Below are 16,224 nucleotides of genomic sequence, written 5' to 3'. Positions count from 1 at the left end.
TCAACCTTTCAGTTAAAAGAAGAGTTTCGGCTTCATCCTCCTGCCTGAATACCTAGCAGATTTGATAGGCAGAACCCGCCATCAGCGCAACAACGGGCTATCCAGCACCTCAGATCGCCCGCCCAACACGCTTTCACTCAGTTGGATAAACGACTGGGTATTGACCTTGTCCATGCGCATCAGTGCCTGACTGACGTCATCCAGCGAACGCTTGTTATGGGTTTGCAAGCGGATTTCGCGGTCCAGCGCCTGTAACAACATCACTGCCCTCGCCACCATCGGCGGGGTAGTTTGTGCGCCACGCAGGTGGGTCACGCCCTTACCGACAGCGTTAAGCTTGTGTTGCAGCGCTTGGTAACGCTCATCGCTCATGCCTCCAGCACGGCGCAATAATTCAATGGCGTAGTACTCGCTCAGCCCTTCGCCGATCCAGTCATGGCCCGGCTCATCATTGATACCGCTGAACACCTGCACCACTTCACGCAATAGCGGGCTGCTGCCGTTCTCGCTGACCAGCGGCAGGCCACTGTAGAGATAAATCGAATTGCGCGCCGCCGTGCTGCCTTTCCACATCGGGCTGCCCGCGCCGACGATCAATAGTTTTGGCGGATTGCGCGGGAATACCGCCTGCACTTGCGGCCAGACAAACGTGAGCAAGGTCAATACATCCAAGCGGTGCATGCCCTGCCCTTGTGGCGCGGTCACCGTCACTTCGGTTTCGCCCAGAGTGCTGCGACGGCTGCCCAAGGTGCCGGCAAGCATCCAGCCCGTTGGTCGGTCGAAGAGACGTGATACATCGTCGATCCGAAAACGGTTTTTACCGATGCGCGGCCACGCGGTTTCAACGCTTTTCCAGCCCTTGGGCAGTTCAAACTCCAGACGCGAGACCAACTCGGTGCCGTCTTGCTGATCAAGACTGGCAGGCGGGATCAGTTGCTCGCCGCGAAACAGTGCCCATTTAGGGGTCATGCGCGTGTCAAAGCTGCCGTTCTTGAGTTGATGATTCAACTGCACGCGGTAGCTCAGGCTGGCCTTGCCCGGCGCCGGGTGCCACAGCCCGCGGCTGTGTTGTGGGTCGGCAGTCAATTGCCAGTGGCCGTCTGCTTTGAAATCGCTGTAATTACCGGGAACTCCCAGATCGAAGTCCAGGCTGCGTACAGCAGAACCTTCAGCCAGGGTTACACTCACTTGCGCCTGATTGCTCAGTGGCAACAGTTGCACGTGGTAATCCAGATCGACTTTTTTGGCGGCCCAAAGCGGGCTGCTAACTATTAATAGCAGCAAACCCAGAGGCCATTTGCAACGCAGCGCCATACTCACTCCTTGACTTAGCCGGCGCGAAAAATCAAATGATCTTCCCAGTCATCTTCTGGCACGCTGCCTTCAGCGAGCATGCGCCCTGATTGTGAAATTCGTTCGTGGTGCACCGCATCCGGATCACCACAGACCAAAGGGTGCCAGAGCGGCAGATCCTTGCGCTCGCTGACCAGTCGGTAACCGCAGGTGGGCGGCAGCCACTTGAACTCTTCAGCCTTGCCGGGTGACAACTGAATGCAATCCGGCACGCTGTCACGGCGATTCGGATAGTCAGTGCACTGGCAGGTTTTCAAGTCGAGCAATTTACAGGCAATACGCGTGTAGTAGACGCTGTTGTCGTCCTCATCCTCGAGCTTTTGCAGGCAACACAGGCCACAGCCGTCGCACAGCGACTCCCATTCCTCTTGATCGAGTTGATCGAGGGTTTTTCGGATCCAGAAGGGTTTAACGATTGCGGCCATGGCTCAAACATCAACATCAGGGAGTGGAAAAGGCCGCCAGTCTAGTGCCCAACCCCTCGCGGGCCAAGCGCTTGTGACTGACGGTGTAACAGGGCTTGTCACCTTAAGGCCATGACAGTAGCTTTGCAGCTGGTTAAATCAACTCAGGAAACTTGAATGCCAGCCTCCAACCGCGTTGCCGAACACCCGATTCATGAGCAGTTCACCCAACGCTGGTCGCCACGCGCCTTCACCGACGCCAGCATCGACAAACCCACACTGCTGAGCTTTTTCGAAGCCGCTCGCTGGGCGCCGTCGGCTTACAACGCGCAACCTTGGCGCTTTCTATTCGCGCTGCGCGGTACCCCAGAATTCGATCGCTACTTGAGCCTGCTGATTGAGTTCAATCAGGGTTGGGCCAAACACGCTGCCGCGCTGGTAGTGATTGTGTCGAAAACTACTTTCGCCGCACCGGGCAGCACTGAAGAAAAACCAGCCCCGACCCATGCGTTCGACACAGGTGCTGCTTGGGGTCACTTAGCGTTGCAAGCGCACTTGAGCGGCTGGCACACCCACGGCATGAGCGGCCTGGATTTCCAACGCGCGCGCCAAGAGTTGAAGATCCCTGAGGGTTATGAGGTTCAGGCGATGGTTGCTATCGGCAAATTGGGCGACAAGGCAAGTTTGGTGGATTACCTGCAAGCCAAGGAAGTCCCAAGCCAGCGCGAGCCTTTGAGCAAGCTGGTGGCCGAGGGTGATTTTAGTCTGTAACGGAAATCCCCGGAGCGAGCGTGCTCGCGATCTTTTGATATTTAAAAGATCGCGAGCAATCGAGCGTCGGCCGGCTCGTCCCACAGTTCTCAGCATGGCGGGATCGATCAAACGGCTGTTAATAGCCGCGTTCGAAGTCCACTTCGCCCCGCAGCGGTTCGCCCGCATGGTACGCCCGCAGGTTGTCGATAAACAGTTGCACCATCATGGGCGGCGAGGTCGGTGCCGAGCTGTGGCCGGTCAACAACAAGCCCCAAGCCGTCCAGAACGGGTGCTTGGCCGGTAACGGCTCTTGGCGGCAAACATCAATGATTGCACCCGCCAAATGCCCCTGACGCAAGGCTTCAACCAAGTCTGCATCGACTACCGCTACACCACGCCCGGCATTAATGAAAACACCATTGGGGTTGAACTGTGCAAACAGTTCGGCATCGTACAGGTCGTGGGTTTCAAGGGTGTTGGGCAGCAAGTTGATCACGTAGTCCATCTGCGCAACCAAACGCGGTAGATCGCTCAACACCGCGACTTCTTTGAACGGTGCTTGCTCGCGCGCAGCACTGGCAATGGCGTACAACTCGACCCCGAACGGTTGCAGAAACTGCGCCACGGTCTGGCCGATGTCCCCTGCCCCGACGATCAAGACTTTGCGCCCCACCAGGCTCTGGCCCGTGCGGTTGTCCCATTTGCGCTCGACCTGGCTGACCAAGCGCGCCATGACTTCACGTTCATGACCGAGCATGTAGGTCAGCACGTACTCAGCCATGACTTGGCCAAAAATACCGACTGCACGGCTCAAGCGGTAGTCACGCCCCAGCCCTTCGGCCAAGAGCGGCGTGATACCCGCCCAGGTCGATTGCAGCCATTGCGGCTTATGCCCTTGGCGCAACAGGGTGGCCATCAGGTCCGGCTGGCCCAGCCACACCGGACAGTCAGCGGCCAATTCGGTCAATTTCGCGGAGTCGCCGCTGGTGTGTATTTCCAGTTCCGGCGCTGCTTGTTGCAAGAGTTGGGCGTATAGAGAGTAATCGTGCTCGGCAATCAGGACGCGCATGCTTCTAACCTTCTAAAACCACTGCCAGTGCCCATCGCTCAGGTTTGCCCCGCTGCGTTCGGCCACCGTCAATCAAATTGAGTCTGTGGAGACAGGCGCCCGGAACCGGGCACCTGGCGCTGCATTTACATCGGGTCGTTGCGACGCAACAGCTCTTCGGGCAAGTGCTCGATGTATTCGTCTTCAGCGGGCGGCATTTGCAGGTGGTAACCCTGGGTTTCAAGGTTTTCCAGGACCTTGACGATGTCTTCCCGATTGAGCTTGCGCTCTGGGGTCAGGACCAAATCAAACGCGTGGATGGGTTTACCAAATGCCAGCATCAGAGTCTCTGGCACACGCTCCAACGCATCGGCCTTGAGCACGTAGAGGTACATTTCGTTGCGTTTGGTGCTGCGATAGATCGAGCAAATACGTTTCAAGACTGTTCTCCAACATTGGCCAGGCAATCGAGCAACGCCTGGCCCATCAATTCACGGCGCCAGCCGCGCAGTGAATCGGGCAATTGATAAGGGCCCTCAGGGAAGCCACTTTTGAGCAGGGCTTCTAGGGTTTTCTTACGCAGCATCAGTTCCGGCGCAATGTTCAGGCGCTCGGCTTCGGCCTGGCCTACGGCGCGCAGGCGTTTGATCAACAAGGCGGCTTCAACCGGCAACGGCTCAGGCACGGCAGGCGGCCATTGCTCCGGCGGCAGACTGCCAGCACGTTTGATCAAATCGAGAAGAAACTCGCCATCCTGACGTACGGTACGCGGGTGCATGTCTTCAATACGCGCCAGCGCTACTAGGTTATCGGGCTGAGTTTTGGCCAATGGCCACAGCGCGTGTTCACGAACGACACGATTGCGCGGCAGGTCGCGAGCACGGGCTTGCTGCTCGCGCCAGGCGCAGATTTCACGCAATACCGCGAGTTGGGCACGAGATAGCTTCCAGGCCAATTTGGCCTCGCGGTATACCTCGTACGGGTCAACTTCACGGCGCAGGTTGGCTACCAACTCGGCGCCATCATCCAGCACCCAGTGGTACTTTTCATCCGACAGGCGCGGACGCAATTGCACATAGACTTCCGCCAGATGCTGGGCATCTTCGGCGGCGTAACTGACCTGCGTGTCAGACAACGGACGTTGCAACCAGTCAGAGCGGGTTTCACCTTTGGGCAGGTCGAGGTCGAGCACCTCTTTGACCAGACGCGAATACCCCATGGAGAAACCCAGGTTCAGGTAGGCCGCTGCCAGTTGTGTGTCGAACAAAGGTGCCGGCAGACTGCCAGTCAGGCGCAACAGGACTTCTAAGTCTTCACTGCACGCGTGCAGCACTTTGACCACTGCCGGGTTTTCCAGCAGGGCGGCCAGAGGCTGCCAATTGTCAATGGTCAAGGGGTCAATCAGGTAGGCTCGCTCGCCGTCGCCAATCTGAATCAGGCCGGCAATCGGGTAGAAGGTATCGACCCGCATAAATTCGGTGTCGAGGGCGACGAATGGCAAGTGCTGCCATTCGGCACAATGCTGGCCGAGGCTATCGTTGTCGCAAATCCAGTGAATATCGATGGCCACACGGCTCTCCCTTGAAGAATGGCGCGCAGTATATATCGGCGCCAGGTGTTTCCGGACATTGACTCGCAATCTTGGCGACGAAAAAGCCTACGCAATTACAAGTAATGACCTTCACCACTTAAGCTATTTCTGTCGGTAATTGACCCGCTGACATGGCCCGGTGCAGGCCGTACCTTTTAATAGCGGTCGTTGTATTGACCACACGGCCATCGTTACGAAATATGACGTGACAAGGTAATCAGGTGTTTTACCCTTTAAAAAAATTGAGAGTGCCCCGAATGTGCATCACCCGAAAACTGTCCGCTGTTGCGGCCTCTGTGCTGAGCCTGTGCGCGTTCATCCAAGCGGCCCACGCGCAGAACCTACCTTCCGACCAAGAAGCCCGCGTGCAACAAGCCGCCAACGCTGTGATGCAGCAGTACGCGATTCCTGGGCTGGTGATTGCCATCAGCAACAACGGTCAGCAGCACTTCTATAGTTTCGGCGTCGCGTCAAAAACCACACAAACCCCTGTCACGCCCGACACGCTGTTTGAAATGGGTTCTATCAGTAAGTTGTTTACGGCCACGCTAGCCTCGTATGCCCAGGTCAAAGGACTGCTGTCATTCACAGACCCCGTCAGTGACTACCTGCCGCAATACGCAGGCCGCGCATTTGGCCAGGTTGCCCTCCTGCATCTGGCCACACACACGGCAGGGGGCTTGCCGCTGCAAGTGCCTGACAACGTGCAGAACGATCGTCAATTACAGGACTACCTCACCGCCTGGCAGCCGACCTATCCGGCGGGCACTCAACGAAGCTATGCTAACCCCAGCATCGGCATGCTGGGCGTGATTGCGGCCAAAAGCATGAGGCAGACGTTTTCGCAGGCTCTGCAAACAACCTTGTTCACCGCACTGGGCCTGGATAACAGCTACCTGCACGTACCGGAAAATAAATGGCCGTTGTATGCCCAAGGCTATAACAAACAGGATGTGGCGGTGCGGCTCAATCCCGGCGTCTTGGCCGACGAAGCCTATGGCGTAAAAAGCAGCGCCCGCGACCTGATCGAATTTGCGCAACTGAACATGGGGCTCGGCAAGGTTGAGGCAGACCTGCAACGGGCCATTACCAACACGCACACCGGCTACTTCCAGATTGGGCCAATGACTCAAGACCTGATCTGGGAGCAATACCCTTACCCCGCCACCCTTAAGCATCTGTTGGAGGGTAACGCTGACCAAATGGCCTACGAGAGCAACAAGGCAATTGCCTTGAACCCAGTGTTGCCGCCCCAGCAAGCGGTGTGGCTCAACAAGACCGGGTCAACCTCGGGCTTTGGCAGCTATATCGCGTTAGTGCCTGAAAAAAAGCAGGCGGTAGTGATACTGGCCAACAAAAACTACCCCAACAGCGCTCGCGTAGAACTGGCTTACACGGTATTCAAAACCTTGAACTAGGCGCCTTTGCGCAACACATAAATGCTGCCCTGCGCACCGCCGGGCAGCACGTCGTAGTGCTTGAGAATGCTGAAACCGGCCTGTGCAAACTGCTCTTCTACTTCATGCTTGCTGATCACGGCCCGCGGGCTGCCGCGCTGTAATGAGGGGCGCCCCACGCACACCGAGACGATCAAACTGTCGCGGCTCACCCGGTAAAACTCACGCAGAAGCGTCAGGCGATGTTCACTGTCGTAGACATGGTGAAACAGCTGCATGCAAAAAATGCTGTCCACAGCGTTCTCGGACATTTCTATGGAAAATACCGAGCTTTTAAACAGCGTAATTCGCTTCAGCAGACTGGCCGAATGATGCGTCTGGGCATGGTCGAGCATGCCTTGCGAGGAGTCAGCGGCCAGAATGACCCGATTGGCGTGCTCAGCCAGCAGTGGCCAAAAACGTCCGGCACCGCAGGCAACATCCAACACCAAACCCGGCTCACCGGCGACTTTCAGCGCTCGGCGCACGAGTCGTTGTTCCCGCCACATAGCCAAGCGCTGCGCGAGCCCTTGCGGCCGAGCTTCGCGACAGAACTGTGCGTGTTCGCGGTCGTAGCGTTCGGCAAACTCTAGCTCAATGGTGGAAGGTGACTGCAACGACATAGCCCGCTGACTCTTGTGTTTAATGATATTCGACACAAAGAGTAACGGGCTTGCAGTGAAAAAATTGTCAGAAAAGTATGAAAACCAATGAGATTGGGGCTACGGCCTTACGCTGTGTAGCGCCGTTCGGACAGTCAAAAGATCGCAGCCTTCGTTAGTTCCCACAGGTAACTATCACGCTTGATGCAAATACCAGCGCCAGTCTTGTTCGCCAACTTCGCCCATAAATTGGCGGTATTCGCCATCTTTCACAGCCAGGTAGACCTTTAGGAATTCAGGGCCGAAGGCTTCGTTGGCCCATTCAGAGCCTTGCAGGGCGCGCAAGGTGGTCAACCAGTCTGTTGGCAGCATCTCAGTAGCCTGAGCGTAACCATTACCTTCAATAGGCGCGCCGGGGTCGCGTTGCTCACGAATGCCACGATGGATGCCCGCCAAAATCGCAGCAGCCGCCAGGTAGGGGTTCGCATCTGCCCCACAGATGCGGTGTTCGATGTGCCGCGAATAGGCCGGGCCACCTGGCACACGCAAGCTGACGGTGCGGTTGTCGACGCCCCAGGTCGCGGCCAGCGGTGCGTAGCTGTTGCTCTGAAAGCGACGATATGAGTTGGCGTTCGGGCAAAACATCAGCAATGAATCCAGCAAGGTGCTGAGCATCCCACCCACTGCCTGTTTAAGCAGCGGCGTGCCTTCGGGCGCTTCGCTGGCGAACAGGTTATTGCCCTGTTCGTCGGCCAGGCTCACGTGCATGTGCATCCCGGTGCCCGCCAAGTCATCGAAGGGTTTGGCCATGAAGCAGGCTGTCATGCCGTGTTTGTGCGCCACGCCTTTTACCAAGCGCTTGTAACGCACCGCTTCGTCCATGGCTTGTAGGGCATCACTGCGATGCTCAAGGGTAATTTCAACCTGGCCCGGCGCGTACTCGGAGATCGCGGTGCGCGCAGGAATGCCTTGCAGTTTGCAGGCGCTGTACAAGTCAGCCAAAAACGGCTCGATTTGCTCAAGTTCGCGCAGCCCATAGACTTGCGTTGAACGGGGCCGCTGGCCGTCGGCATCGCGTGCCGGTTGAGGGCGACCGTTGCTGTCGCGCTGCTGGTCGAGCAGGTAAAACTCCAATTCGGCGGCCATCACCGGGTAGTAGCCATCGGCCTTGAGGCCATCAATGACCTTGGCCAACAAGTGCCGAGGATCGGCTACGGTGGCGGGCATGCCTTGCTGCGGGTGCATGCTGACTTGAACCGCTGCCGTCGGGATCAAGCGCCATGGCATGCGCTGCAAACTGCCACTGATGGGATAGGCCCGGCAGTCGATATCGCCCACGTCCCAGACCAGCCCGGTGTTTTCGATGTCATCACCATTGATGCTCAGGCCCAGAATCGTGCTGGGCAGCGGTCGCCCACTTTCATACACCGCTATCAACTCATCGCGGTGCAGCAACTTGCCCCGTGGGACGCCGTTGTTATCGATGATGAACAGCTCAAACATCTCGATATCCGGATTCAGTTCCAGAAAGTCTAGGGCTTCTTGCTGTGGGGCAAACGCGGTGGTGGCACTCATGGGGATTACTCGTCATTTCGTATCAGGCAGGCGCACAGACGCGCCAATGTAGCTGCAACCCCTAAAGGGCGCAGGCATTCAAGACTTAACGGGCAATCGGAGGGTCCGGCGGGCGGGCATGACGACAGTGAAACAAGGCCCAAAAGGCCAATTTGGAAGGCAGTGCGCAACGGCTGGAGGGTGACGGGGCAAAATGACGTGAACGTACGCCACGCAATACGGGAGTTTGCGACATGTCGCGTCGTTCAAGCTCACCGCGTAAACAACCCATACCTTCGACCTTGGTCAACACTGAGTCAGTAGCCTCACATGACTGAACGCTCAGATGCAACACGCGGTTTCAGACTTTTAGTTATGGATTGGCTAAACATTGCGGGCGACCGCCCCGCAATCCACCGCCAGCGCTCTGTGTACAGGCAAACAGCCCTGTAGCCGCTGCCGAAGGCTGCGATCTGTCGCGCAGCGGCAGCGCTTTGCGTGTGTGTGTACATATCCATATGATGCTTAACGGCGTTTTACGGGTTTCGCCCTTACGGCGAGGCACTTTTGGCAAACAGCCCCAAAAGTACCCAAAAGGTCCTTGCCCCTGCGTACGGCCTTCGCTTCGCTCAGGTTCCCTCGCGCAGGTTAGCTCCGTGGGCACGCCGCGACGGGCCATCCTTGGCCCAGCGCGGCTCTCCCGGCATCCATGCCGGTCGACCCACTGCGCAGAACCTCCACTCGGCCTCCCGATGGGGCGGGTAGGTCAAGATCAAAAACCAGATCAACTGCCAGATCAACTGCCAATCGCAGATGAAGACATTTTCATCGAACGTTTTAAAAAACGGCAAGGTCAGATGCAGTGTCTATTCTGCTTGGGCATCGGGTTGCATCAGGCAACGCATTGAGTCCAGGCCATCTCTTTTCTTACTTTTCGAGGCGCTTTTCATGTCCAGAACTGTGGCTGATTTCATCACTGAGACTTTGCAGCAAGCAGGCGTACAGCGTGTGTATGGCGTGGTCGGCGACTCTTTGAACGGTTTCACGGATTCGTTGCGGCGCCAGGAGCAGATTAAGTGGATTCATATGCGCAATGAGGAGGCTGCCGCGTTTGCTGCGGGGGCTGAAGCTCATTTAACCGGCGAACTGGCCGTCTGCGCCGGCAGTTGCGGCCCCGGCAACCTGCATTTGATCAACGGCCTATTCGACGCCCATCGCAGCGGTGTGCCGGTGCTGGCCTTGGCAGCGCATATCCCAGGGAGCGAAATCGGCATTGATTACTTTCAGGCCACGCACCCCGAAAGTCTGTTCAAGGAGTGCAGCCATTACGTGGAGTTGGTGTCGCAGCCCGAGCAATTGCCGCAGATTCTCGAACGCGCCATGCGTGTCGCCATCGCCAAGCGCGGTGTGGCGGTGGTGGTGATCCCCGGTGATGTGGCGCTGCAAGCCACCGAGGCCAAGGTGCCGAACTGGCTCACCCCGACTCAGCCGCTGATTCGCCCGAGCGACAGCGATGTTGATCAGTTGGCGTTCTTTCTTAACGCCGGTAAAAAAGTCACCCTGCTCTGCGGGGCTGGCTGCGCAGATGCCCACACCGAAATTTTGGCCCTGGCCGAGCGCCTGAATGCGCCGATCGTGCATGCACTGCGTGGCAAGGAGCATGTTGAGTACGACAACCCATATGACGTCGGCATGACCGGGCTGATCGGCTTTGCATCGGGTTATCTGGCGATGAAGAACTGCGACACGTTGCTAATGCTCGGCACTAATTTCCCGTATCGCCAGTTCTACCCGGAGCACAACCACATCGCACAAATCGACCTGCGCTCTGAAGCGTTGGGCAATCGTTGTGGCTTGGAGTTGGGCCTGATCGGTGATGTGAAGCTGACGTTGCAGGCGGTACTGCCCAAGCTCGCGCAAAACCCCGAACGCGACCACCTGGATAGCGCCCTCAAGGATTACAAAAAAGCCCGCGAAGACCTCGACGCGCTGGCAGAAAGTGGGCCTGACAGTTCAATCATTCACCCGCAGTACCTGAACCGGCTGGTCAGTGAACTGGCCGATGAAGACGCCATTTTCACCTGTGACGTCGGTACGCCCACTGCGTGGGCCGCGCGCTACCTGAAAATGAATGGCCAGCGCCGCCTGATCGGATCGTTTAACCACGGCTCAATGGCTAACGCCATGCTCCAAGCCATCGGCGCGCAAGCAACGTTCCCGTATCGCCAGGTGATTTCGATGTCTGGCGACGGCGGGTTCACCATGATGATGGGCGACTTTTTAACCCTGAATCAGGTGGGGTTGCCGGTCAAAGTCATTGTGCTTAACAACGGTACCTTGGGCTTTGTCGAAATGGAGATGAAGGCGGCGGGCTTCCCAGATGTTGGCTGTGACCTGAACAACCCGAACTTTGCCGCGATGGCCGAAGCGATGGGGGTCAAGGGTATTCGGGTTGAGCACCCGTCCGAGCTGGAAGCAGCCTTGCGTGAAGCCTTTAGCCATGACGGCCCGGTGCTGGTCGACGTGGTCAGCGCCCGCCAGGAACTGGTGATGCCTCCCACCAAAACGTTTGAGCAAGCCAAGGGCTTTAGTCTGTTTATGCTCAAAACGGTGATGGATGGCCGAGCCCGCGAGTTGATTGATTTGGCCAAGGTCAATCTGTTGCGTTAGTTAACGCTGCGGCGCCTTCGGGTGCCGCTGCTCTCACTGGCTTAAAAAACACGTCGATAGATTGCCTCGACGTCTAGCTCGTCCATGTCGCGCGGGTTGCTGTCGATCAAGCGCCGAATCCCCACGACGACCTCTGAGGCCATCACAGCGAGTGACGCTTCATCCACCTTCAAGGCGGACAATTTGAGTTCCAGACCGCTGTCGCGAACCAGGCTTTCTATCGCCTGGACGAAGGCTTCGGCAGCGCTGGCCTCGTCATCAAACTGCTCACCCGGTAACAAATGCACCGCCAGTTCGGCGTATTGGTGCTGCGCGTTCAGCAGATTAAAACGGATCACCGGGGCCATGACCAAGGCGTTGGCGTGCCCATGGGGAATGTGAAAACGCGCGCCCAGCGGATAAGCCAGCGCATGAATCGCCGCCACAGAGGCGTTGACGAATGCCATGCCCGCCATCAACGAACCTTGCAGCATGGCGGTACGGGCTTCGAGGTCCTGACCATTGGCTAAAACCTTGCGCAAATTAGTACCAAGCAACGTCAGTGCGGCTGTCGCCAGACCATCTGAAATTGGGTTTTTACGCGTGCGGCTGGTGTACGCCTCAATGGCGTGAACCATGGCATCCAACCCCGTGGCAGCGGTGACTTTAGGCGGCAAGCCAAGGGTCAGCTGCGGGTCGAGTACAGCCACATCCGGCAGCAGCTGGGGCGAGTACACCGCCTGTTTTTTATGCTGTGGGTCGGTGATCACCGACACCCACGTGACTTCCGAGCCAGTGCCCGACGTGGTCGGCATCAGCACCAGCGGCGCGCGTTGGCCAAGGGCTTTGTCGGTGCCGTACACGTCGTGCAGCGGTTGGTCGCTATTGATCAACAGCGCCACCAGCTTGGCGGCGTCCAGCGAGCTGCCACCGCCCAGTCCCAATACGCCATCGGCTTTAAATGCCCGCGCTTGATGCGCGGCTTGCTCAACCACGGTTGATGACGGGTCGGGGGTTACTTGGTCAAACACCGCCACTTCACAGCCGCACGCTTCAAGCACCGCTTGAGCACGACCGGCAAACCCGAGGCTGACGATGCCCGGGTCGCACACCACGATCACCCGTTGCGCGCCCAAGCCTCGAAAGACATTGCCGACTTGTTGCAGTGCCCCGGCCTCGCAGATGATGCGCGGCACACTCCTGAATTCATGGTTCATCGCTGACTCCTGTTGACTGATGAATAACTGCTTTTGTAGGAACGAGTTCGTCTCGCGATCTTTTGATCGTTTAAAAGATCGCGGGGCAAGCTCGCGCCTACAGCACCGAGCTGTAGATAGCGTGAATGTCGTCGCGGTTGAGCGGGCGCGGGTTGTTGATCAACAGTCGCTCGATTTTCAGCGCGTCATCGGTCAGTTGATCAAGGTCCTCGGGAGTGACCCCCACTTCGTTCAGACGCTGGGCAAACGGCATGCGCGCCACCAGTCGGGTCATGAAGTCGATAAAACCATCACACGCCTCGCTGACATTCGCAAAGTGTTCACCCGGCAACACTGCCGAGGCCAATTGCGCGTACAACGTTTCGGCTGCCGGGCGGTTGAAGTTCAGTACCGGCACCAGCACCAGCGCGTTGCTCAGGCCGTGGGGCACGTGAAAATGCCCGCCCAGCGGATAGGCCAGCGCATGCACCGCCGCCACCGGCGCATTGGCGAATGCCATGCCCGCCAGCATCGAGCCCAACAGCATATTTGAGCGCGCCTGCAAATCACTCGGCTCAGCCAGCACACGGTCCATGTTCGCCGCCAGCAAGGTCAGGGCCTGCACCCCTAGGCCATCGGACAACACGTTTTTTTTGTGCACGCTGGTGAAAGACTCAATGGCGTGCACCATCGCATCGACGCCGGTCATTGCGCTGATGGCTGCGGGTAATCCAACCGTTAGGCGCGCGTCCAGCAGCGCAATGTCGGGATACAGCAACGGGCTGACCACGCCTTTTTTCTCATGGCTCAGGGTGGTCACAATCGCCACTGCGGTGACCTCCGAGCCCGTGCCCGCAGTGGTCGGGACTTGGATCAGCGGCAAACGCGGGCCTTGGGCCAAACCGATGCCGTAGATGTCCTCCAGCCGCTGTTCGTGGCCGCAGAGCAAGGCCACCAACTTGGCAATGTCCAGCGAGCTGCCGCCGCCCAGTCCGATCACCGCCTGGGCGCGGCATTCACGCGCCACCGCCACCGCCTCTTCCACGCAGGCTACCGGCGGGTCTGCCTGCACATCGCTGTACAACGTGACCTGCACGCCGCTGTCGCGCATGGCCTGCATGGGCGCATCGAGCAAGCCCGCACGCAGCAGGCCAGGGTCGCTGACCAACAGCACGCGCTCGGCCTTAAGTTCGCGGCACAAGGCGCCAAGGCGAAGTGCGCCGTCAATTTCGCAGATCACTCGCGGTGTGGTTTCAAAGGTAAATTTTGACATGATGCTCCCCTACCCTGCGGTCACACTGCCGCGCTCGATGCGAAAGAGCGCATCGACCAGATCGGCAGAATGAGTGTCATCGGATTCAGAAATCAGTACGCACAGGCCCTCGCGGCCCAGCTTGGCGATCACTTCGCTGAGGCGCCGGGACAAGACGGGCGCCACGCCTTCAAACGGCTCATCGAGCAACAATAACTTGTGCCCCGGCATCAATGCCCGCGCCAGCGCCACCAGCTTTTGTTGCCCACCGGACAGTTGCATCGCCTTACGCTCGCGGAACTGGGCGATTTCCGGGATCAAGCTGTACACCCATTCCAGGCGCCGCTGGCTGTCTTGTAACTTGTTCGCCCAAACCGGCAGCAGGATGTTTTCTTCAACGGTCAGCGCCGGGATCAATCGACGGTCTTCGGGCAAGTAACTGATGCCTGAGGAGGCTCGGGTAAAACCCGGCTGGTTGCGAAGGTCTTGACCGGCAAAGGTGATCGAGCCCGAATCGGCCTCAAGCAAGCCCATGATGGCGCGGATCAAGGTGGTTTTTCCGGCGCCGTTGTGGCCAATCAAACCGACCATTTGCCCGGCCCCCACGTGCAACGACACGTCATGCAGAATCGGCACGCCTTCAATCGAGACGTGCAGGTTGCGAATATCCAGACTCATTGCGCTGCCCTCTTGTGAGCGTTTGGCCCGCCCGTCACGAACTCTTGCACACGGGCGTTGGCCAGCACCGCTTCGGGTGCGCCATCGGCCAATACTTCGCCGCTGTAGAACGCCAGAATTCGCGACACGTAGCGGCGCACCACGTCCATGTCATGTTCCACGAACAACACCGTGACCTGGTGCTGCGCAACCACCCGCATCACGGTGTCCATGAGCGCGGTTTTTTCTTCGGCGCTGACGCCGCTGGTGGGCTCGTCTAGCAGCAACATTTGCGGGTCGCCAATCAACGCCATGGCGATGTCGATCAGTTTGCGCACGCCTTGCGGCACCGCAGTGACTTGAGTGTCGCGCCAGCGGCTGATGTCGAACTCGGCAAGAATCGCATCCGCTTGGGCGATGCGTGACGCGTTGCGCATCGGTGCCAGCAGTGACGGAAACGGACTTTGCGCGGCTGATACGGCAATCAGCAAGTTGTCCAACACACTCAACTGTGGGAACAACTGCGCGACCTGGAACGACCGGGCCATACCCGCCCGGGTGATGGCGCGCGGGGTACGGCCAATGATCGACTGGCCATTGAACAGAATCTCGCCACGGCTGGGTTTCAGGTAGCCGGTGACCATGTTGATAAACGTGGTTTTGCCCGCGCCGTTGGAACCGATCACTCCCACCACTTCGCCTTTATGGATCCGCACGTTGACGTCTTTAGCGGCTGTCACTGCGCCAAACTCTTTGCACAGCCCTTGGGTCTCAAGAATGCAGTTCATGCTTTTGCCCTCCGCGCTTGCCCGGTGAACAGGCTCCACAAGCCTTTAGGCAGGAAAACAATGATCGCCAGCAGGGTGAAACCCAGAATCATTTGCCAGCTGTGAGGCACCAATTCAATGGCGTAGGTGCGTACCACGGCAAACAGGATGGCCGCGATAAACGGAGCGGCGACGTGTGCCGTGCCGCCCAGCAACGCGATGAACACAAACTCGCCGGAGGTGATCCAGTACGCCATTTCCGGGTCGATGTGCCCGGCCGACAAGGCCATGAAACCACCGCCCAACGCCGACACGGCAGCCGCCGCCACGTAGTTCATGTACAGCACCCAACGCGGTGACTGGCCGAGGTATTCGACCCGTACTTCGTTCTCGCGGATGGCCTCGCACATCATCCCCGCGCTGCTACGGCTGTAGCGATGCAGCAACACCGCCAGCAGCCCTGAGCAGGCCACGATGATGATGAACAGCGCCAGCGGCGCTTGGCCCGAAGCGGGCGTCCAGCCGAACAAGGTCCAGGCTTTGACGTTAAAGCCATCGGTGCTGCCCAGCGCCGAACTCTTGACCAGCACGCCGTACAGAATCATCGAGAACGCCAACGACAGCATGGCAAAGAAGATCTCGCGGTAACGGGTCATCAGCAGCCCGAGCAGCATGGCCAGCAGTACCGCCGCGCCTACCCCGATCAGCAGCAACAGGGCCAGGTCGGTGATGTTCAGAAAGTGCCCACTCATGCCCACGGCGTAACCGCCAACGCAGAAGAACAAGCCCTGGCCAAAGGTCACCAGCCCGGCGCGCATTTGCATCACCACGCCTTGCACCACCATGGCCTTGGCCAAGGCCATGGTCAGCAAAAACACCAGCCATTGCGGGGCGATAACACCGCCTGCGGCCAGCAGCACGGCAACGCCGAGCAGAATCAATTCGGTTTTACTCAGGCGCAT

At 58.4% G+C, this 16,224-nt stretch carries 15 protein-coding genes; 3 read left to right on the top strand and 12 right to left on the bottom strand.

The features are described 5' to 3' along the window. Positions 1–81 precede the first annotated feature (81 nt). Both B347_RS0116020 and B347_RS0116015 read right to left on the bottom strand, forming a co-directional pair. The gene (locus tag B347_RS0116020) at positions 82–1,314 is read right to left on the bottom strand and encodes a hypothetical protein (RefSeq protein ID WP_019410704.1); all 1,233 of its coding nucleotides are present in this window, start codon (positions 1,312–1,314) and stop codon (positions 82–84) included. Between the two features lie 14 nt (positions 1,315–1,328). Then, positions 1,329–1,778 (bottom strand): YcgN family cysteine cluster protein, encoded by a 450-nt coding sequence (locus tag B347_RS0116015; RefSeq protein ID WP_019410703.1) that lies wholly within the window; start codon positions 1,776–1,778, stop codon positions 1,329–1,331. Between the two features lie 156 nt (positions 1,779–1,934). Here B347_RS0116015 and B347_RS0116010 point away from each other — a divergent pair, with 156 nt between their 5' ends. Continuing rightward, positions 1,935–2,528, top strand: coding sequence for a nitroreductase family protein (locus B347_RS0116010; RefSeq protein WP_019410702.1), 594 nt, complete (start codon positions 1,935–1,937; stop codon positions 2,526–2,528). A gap of 118 nt (positions 2,529–2,646) precedes the next feature. Here the strand turns inward: B347_RS0116010 and B347_RS0116005 are convergent, their stop codons facing one another. The 3 genes from B347_RS0116005 to rnd all read right to left on the bottom strand — a co-directional run bounded on the left by B347_RS0116005 (position 2,647) and on the right by rnd (position 5,128). After that, positions 2,647–3,579 (bottom strand): D-2-hydroxyacid dehydrogenase, encoded by a 933-nt coding sequence (locus B347_RS0116005; protein ID WP_019410701.1) that lies wholly within the window; start codon positions 3,577–3,579, stop codon positions 2,647–2,649. Between the two features lie 125 nt (positions 3,580–3,704). Then, positions 3,705–3,998, bottom strand: a complete 294-nt coding sequence (locus tag B347_RS0116000) for a YcgL domain-containing protein (protein WP_019410700.1) — start codon at positions 3,996–3,998, stop codon at positions 3,705–3,707. After that, the gene (gene rnd, locus B347_RS0115995) at positions 3,995–5,128 is read right to left on the bottom strand and encodes a ribonuclease D (protein ID WP_019410699.1); all 1,134 of its coding nucleotides are present in this window, start codon (positions 5,126–5,128) and stop codon (positions 3,995–3,997) included. Before rnd ends, B347_RS0116000 begins: the two co-directional genes overlap by 4 nt. A gap of 278 nt (positions 5,129–5,406) precedes the next feature. Here rnd and ampC point away from each other — a divergent pair, with 278 nt between their 5' ends. After that, positions 5,407–6,567 (top strand): class C beta-lactamase, encoded by a 1,161-nt coding sequence (gene ampC, locus B347_RS0115990; protein WP_019410698.1) that lies wholly within the window; start codon positions 5,407–5,409, stop codon positions 6,565–6,567. On the opposite strand, the gene B347_RS0115985 is transcribed toward ampC, so the two are convergent. Both B347_RS0115985 and B347_RS0115980 read right to left on the bottom strand, forming a co-directional pair. Beyond that, the gene (locus B347_RS0115985) at positions 6,564–7,208 is read right to left on the bottom strand and encodes a class I SAM-dependent methyltransferase (RefSeq protein WP_019410697.1); all 645 of its coding nucleotides are present in this window, start codon (positions 7,206–7,208) and stop codon (positions 6,564–6,566) included. The two genes, ampC and B347_RS0115985, sit on opposite strands and share 4 nt — an antisense overlap. Before the next feature lie 174 nt (positions 7,209–7,382). Beyond that, the gene (locus B347_RS0115980; RefSeq protein WP_019410696.1) at positions 7,383–8,762 is read right to left on the bottom strand and encodes a glutamine synthetase family protein; all 1,380 of its coding nucleotides are present in this window, start codon (positions 8,760–8,762) and stop codon (positions 7,383–7,385) included. A 927-nt stretch (positions 8,763–9,689) separates the two neighbouring features. Here B347_RS0115980 and poxB point away from each other — a divergent pair. Further along, positions 9,690–11,411 (top strand): ubiquinone-dependent pyruvate dehydrogenase, encoded by a 1,722-nt coding sequence (poxB, locus tag B347_RS0115970; protein WP_019410694.1) that lies wholly within the window; start codon positions 9,690–9,692, stop codon positions 11,409–11,411. A gap of 41 nt (positions 11,412–11,452) precedes the next feature. Here the strand turns inward: poxB and B347_RS0115965 are convergent, their stop codons facing one another. From B347_RS0115965 to B347_RS0115945, 5 genes are all read right to left on the bottom strand, one after another. Then, positions 11,453–12,607: an iron-containing alcohol dehydrogenase gene (locus B347_RS0115965; RefSeq protein ID WP_019410693.1), complete on the bottom strand. Its 1,155-nt coding sequence runs from the start codon at positions 12,605–12,607 to the stop codon at positions 11,453–11,455. 97 nt (positions 12,608–12,704) lie between these two features. After that, entirely contained in the window at positions 12,705–13,859 is a 1,155-nt protein-coding gene (locus B347_RS0115960; protein ID WP_019410692.1) for an iron-containing alcohol dehydrogenase, read from the bottom strand. A 9-nt stretch (positions 13,860–13,868) separates the two neighbouring features. Further along, the gene (locus tag B347_RS0115955; RefSeq protein ID WP_019410691.1) at positions 13,869–14,516 is read right to left on the bottom strand and encodes an ATP-binding cassette domain-containing protein; all 648 of its coding nucleotides are present in this window, start codon (positions 14,514–14,516) and stop codon (positions 13,869–13,871) included. Next, entirely contained in the window at positions 14,513–15,283 is a 771-nt protein-coding gene (locus B347_RS0115950) for an ABC transporter ATP-binding protein (protein WP_019410690.1), read from the bottom strand. The genes B347_RS0115955 and B347_RS0115950 overlap by 4 nt, the downstream gene beginning before the upstream one ends. Next, positions 15,280–16,224: a branched-chain amino acid ABC transporter permease gene (locus tag B347_RS0115945; RefSeq protein ID WP_019410689.1), complete on the bottom strand. Its 945-nt coding sequence runs from the start codon at positions 16,222–16,224 to the stop codon at positions 15,280–15,282. The genes B347_RS0115950 and B347_RS0115945 overlap by 4 nt, the downstream gene beginning before the upstream one ends.

The sequence above is a fragment of the Pseudomonas psychrophila HA-4 genome (assembly GCF_000282975.1).
GTDB classification, from domain to species: Bacteria; Pseudomonadota; Gammaproteobacteria; order Pseudomonadales; family Pseudomonadaceae; genus Aquipseudomonas; species Aquipseudomonas psychrophila_A.
This window is presented reverse-complemented; position numbering and strand designations above follow the sequence as displayed.

Bases quoted from the DNA above. Each gene is read 5' to 3' on its own strand.
- B347_RS0115945 (WP_019410689.1), bottom strand. From the start codon at position 16,224: ATGCGCCTGAGTAAAACCGAATTGATTCTGCTCGGCGTTGCCGTGCTG.
- B347_RS0115985 (WP_019410697.1), bottom strand. From the start codon at position 7,208: ATGTCGTTGCAGTCACCTTCCACCATTGAGCTAGAGTTTGCCGAACGC.
- B347_RS0115980 (WP_019410696.1), bottom strand. From the start codon at position 8,762: ATGAGTGCCACCACCGCGTTTGCCCCACAGCAAGAAGCCCTAGACTTT.
- B347_RS0115955 (WP_019410691.1), bottom strand. From the start codon at position 14,516: ATGAGTCTGGATATTCGCAACCTGCACGTCTCGATTGAAGGCGTGCCG.
- ampC (WP_019410698.1), top strand. From the start codon at position 5,407: ATGTGCATCACCCGAAAACTGTCCGCTGTTGCGGCCTCTGTGCTGAGC.
- B347_RS0116010 (WP_019410702.1), top strand. From the start codon at position 1,935: ATGCCAGCCTCCAACCGCGTTGCCGAACACCCGATTCATGAGCAGTTC.
- poxB (WP_019410694.1), top strand. From the start codon at position 9,690: ATGTCCAGAACTGTGGCTGATTTCATCACTGAGACTTTGCAGCAAGCA.
- B347_RS0116015 (WP_019410703.1), bottom strand. From the start codon at position 1,778: ATGGCCGCAATCGTTAAACCCTTCTGGATCCGAAAAACCCTCGATCAA.
- B347_RS0116005 (WP_019410701.1), bottom strand. From the start codon at position 3,579: ATGCGCGTCCTGATTGCCGAGCACGATTACTCTCTATACGCCCAACTC.
- B347_RS0115965 (WP_019410693.1), bottom strand. From the start codon at position 12,607: ATGAACCATGAATTCAGGAGTGTGCCGCGCATCATCTGCGAGGCCGGG.
- B347_RS0115960 (WP_019410692.1), bottom strand. From the start codon at position 13,859: ATGTCAAAATTTACCTTTGAAACCACACCGCGAGTGATCTGCGAAATT.
- B347_RS0115950 (WP_019410690.1), bottom strand. From the start codon at position 15,283: ATGAACTGCATTCTTGAGACCCAAGGGCTGTGCAAAGAGTTTGGCGCA.
- B347_RS0116020 (WP_019410704.1), bottom strand. From the start codon at position 1,314: ATGGCGCTGCGTTGCAAATGGCCTCTGGGTTTGCTGCTATTAATAGTT.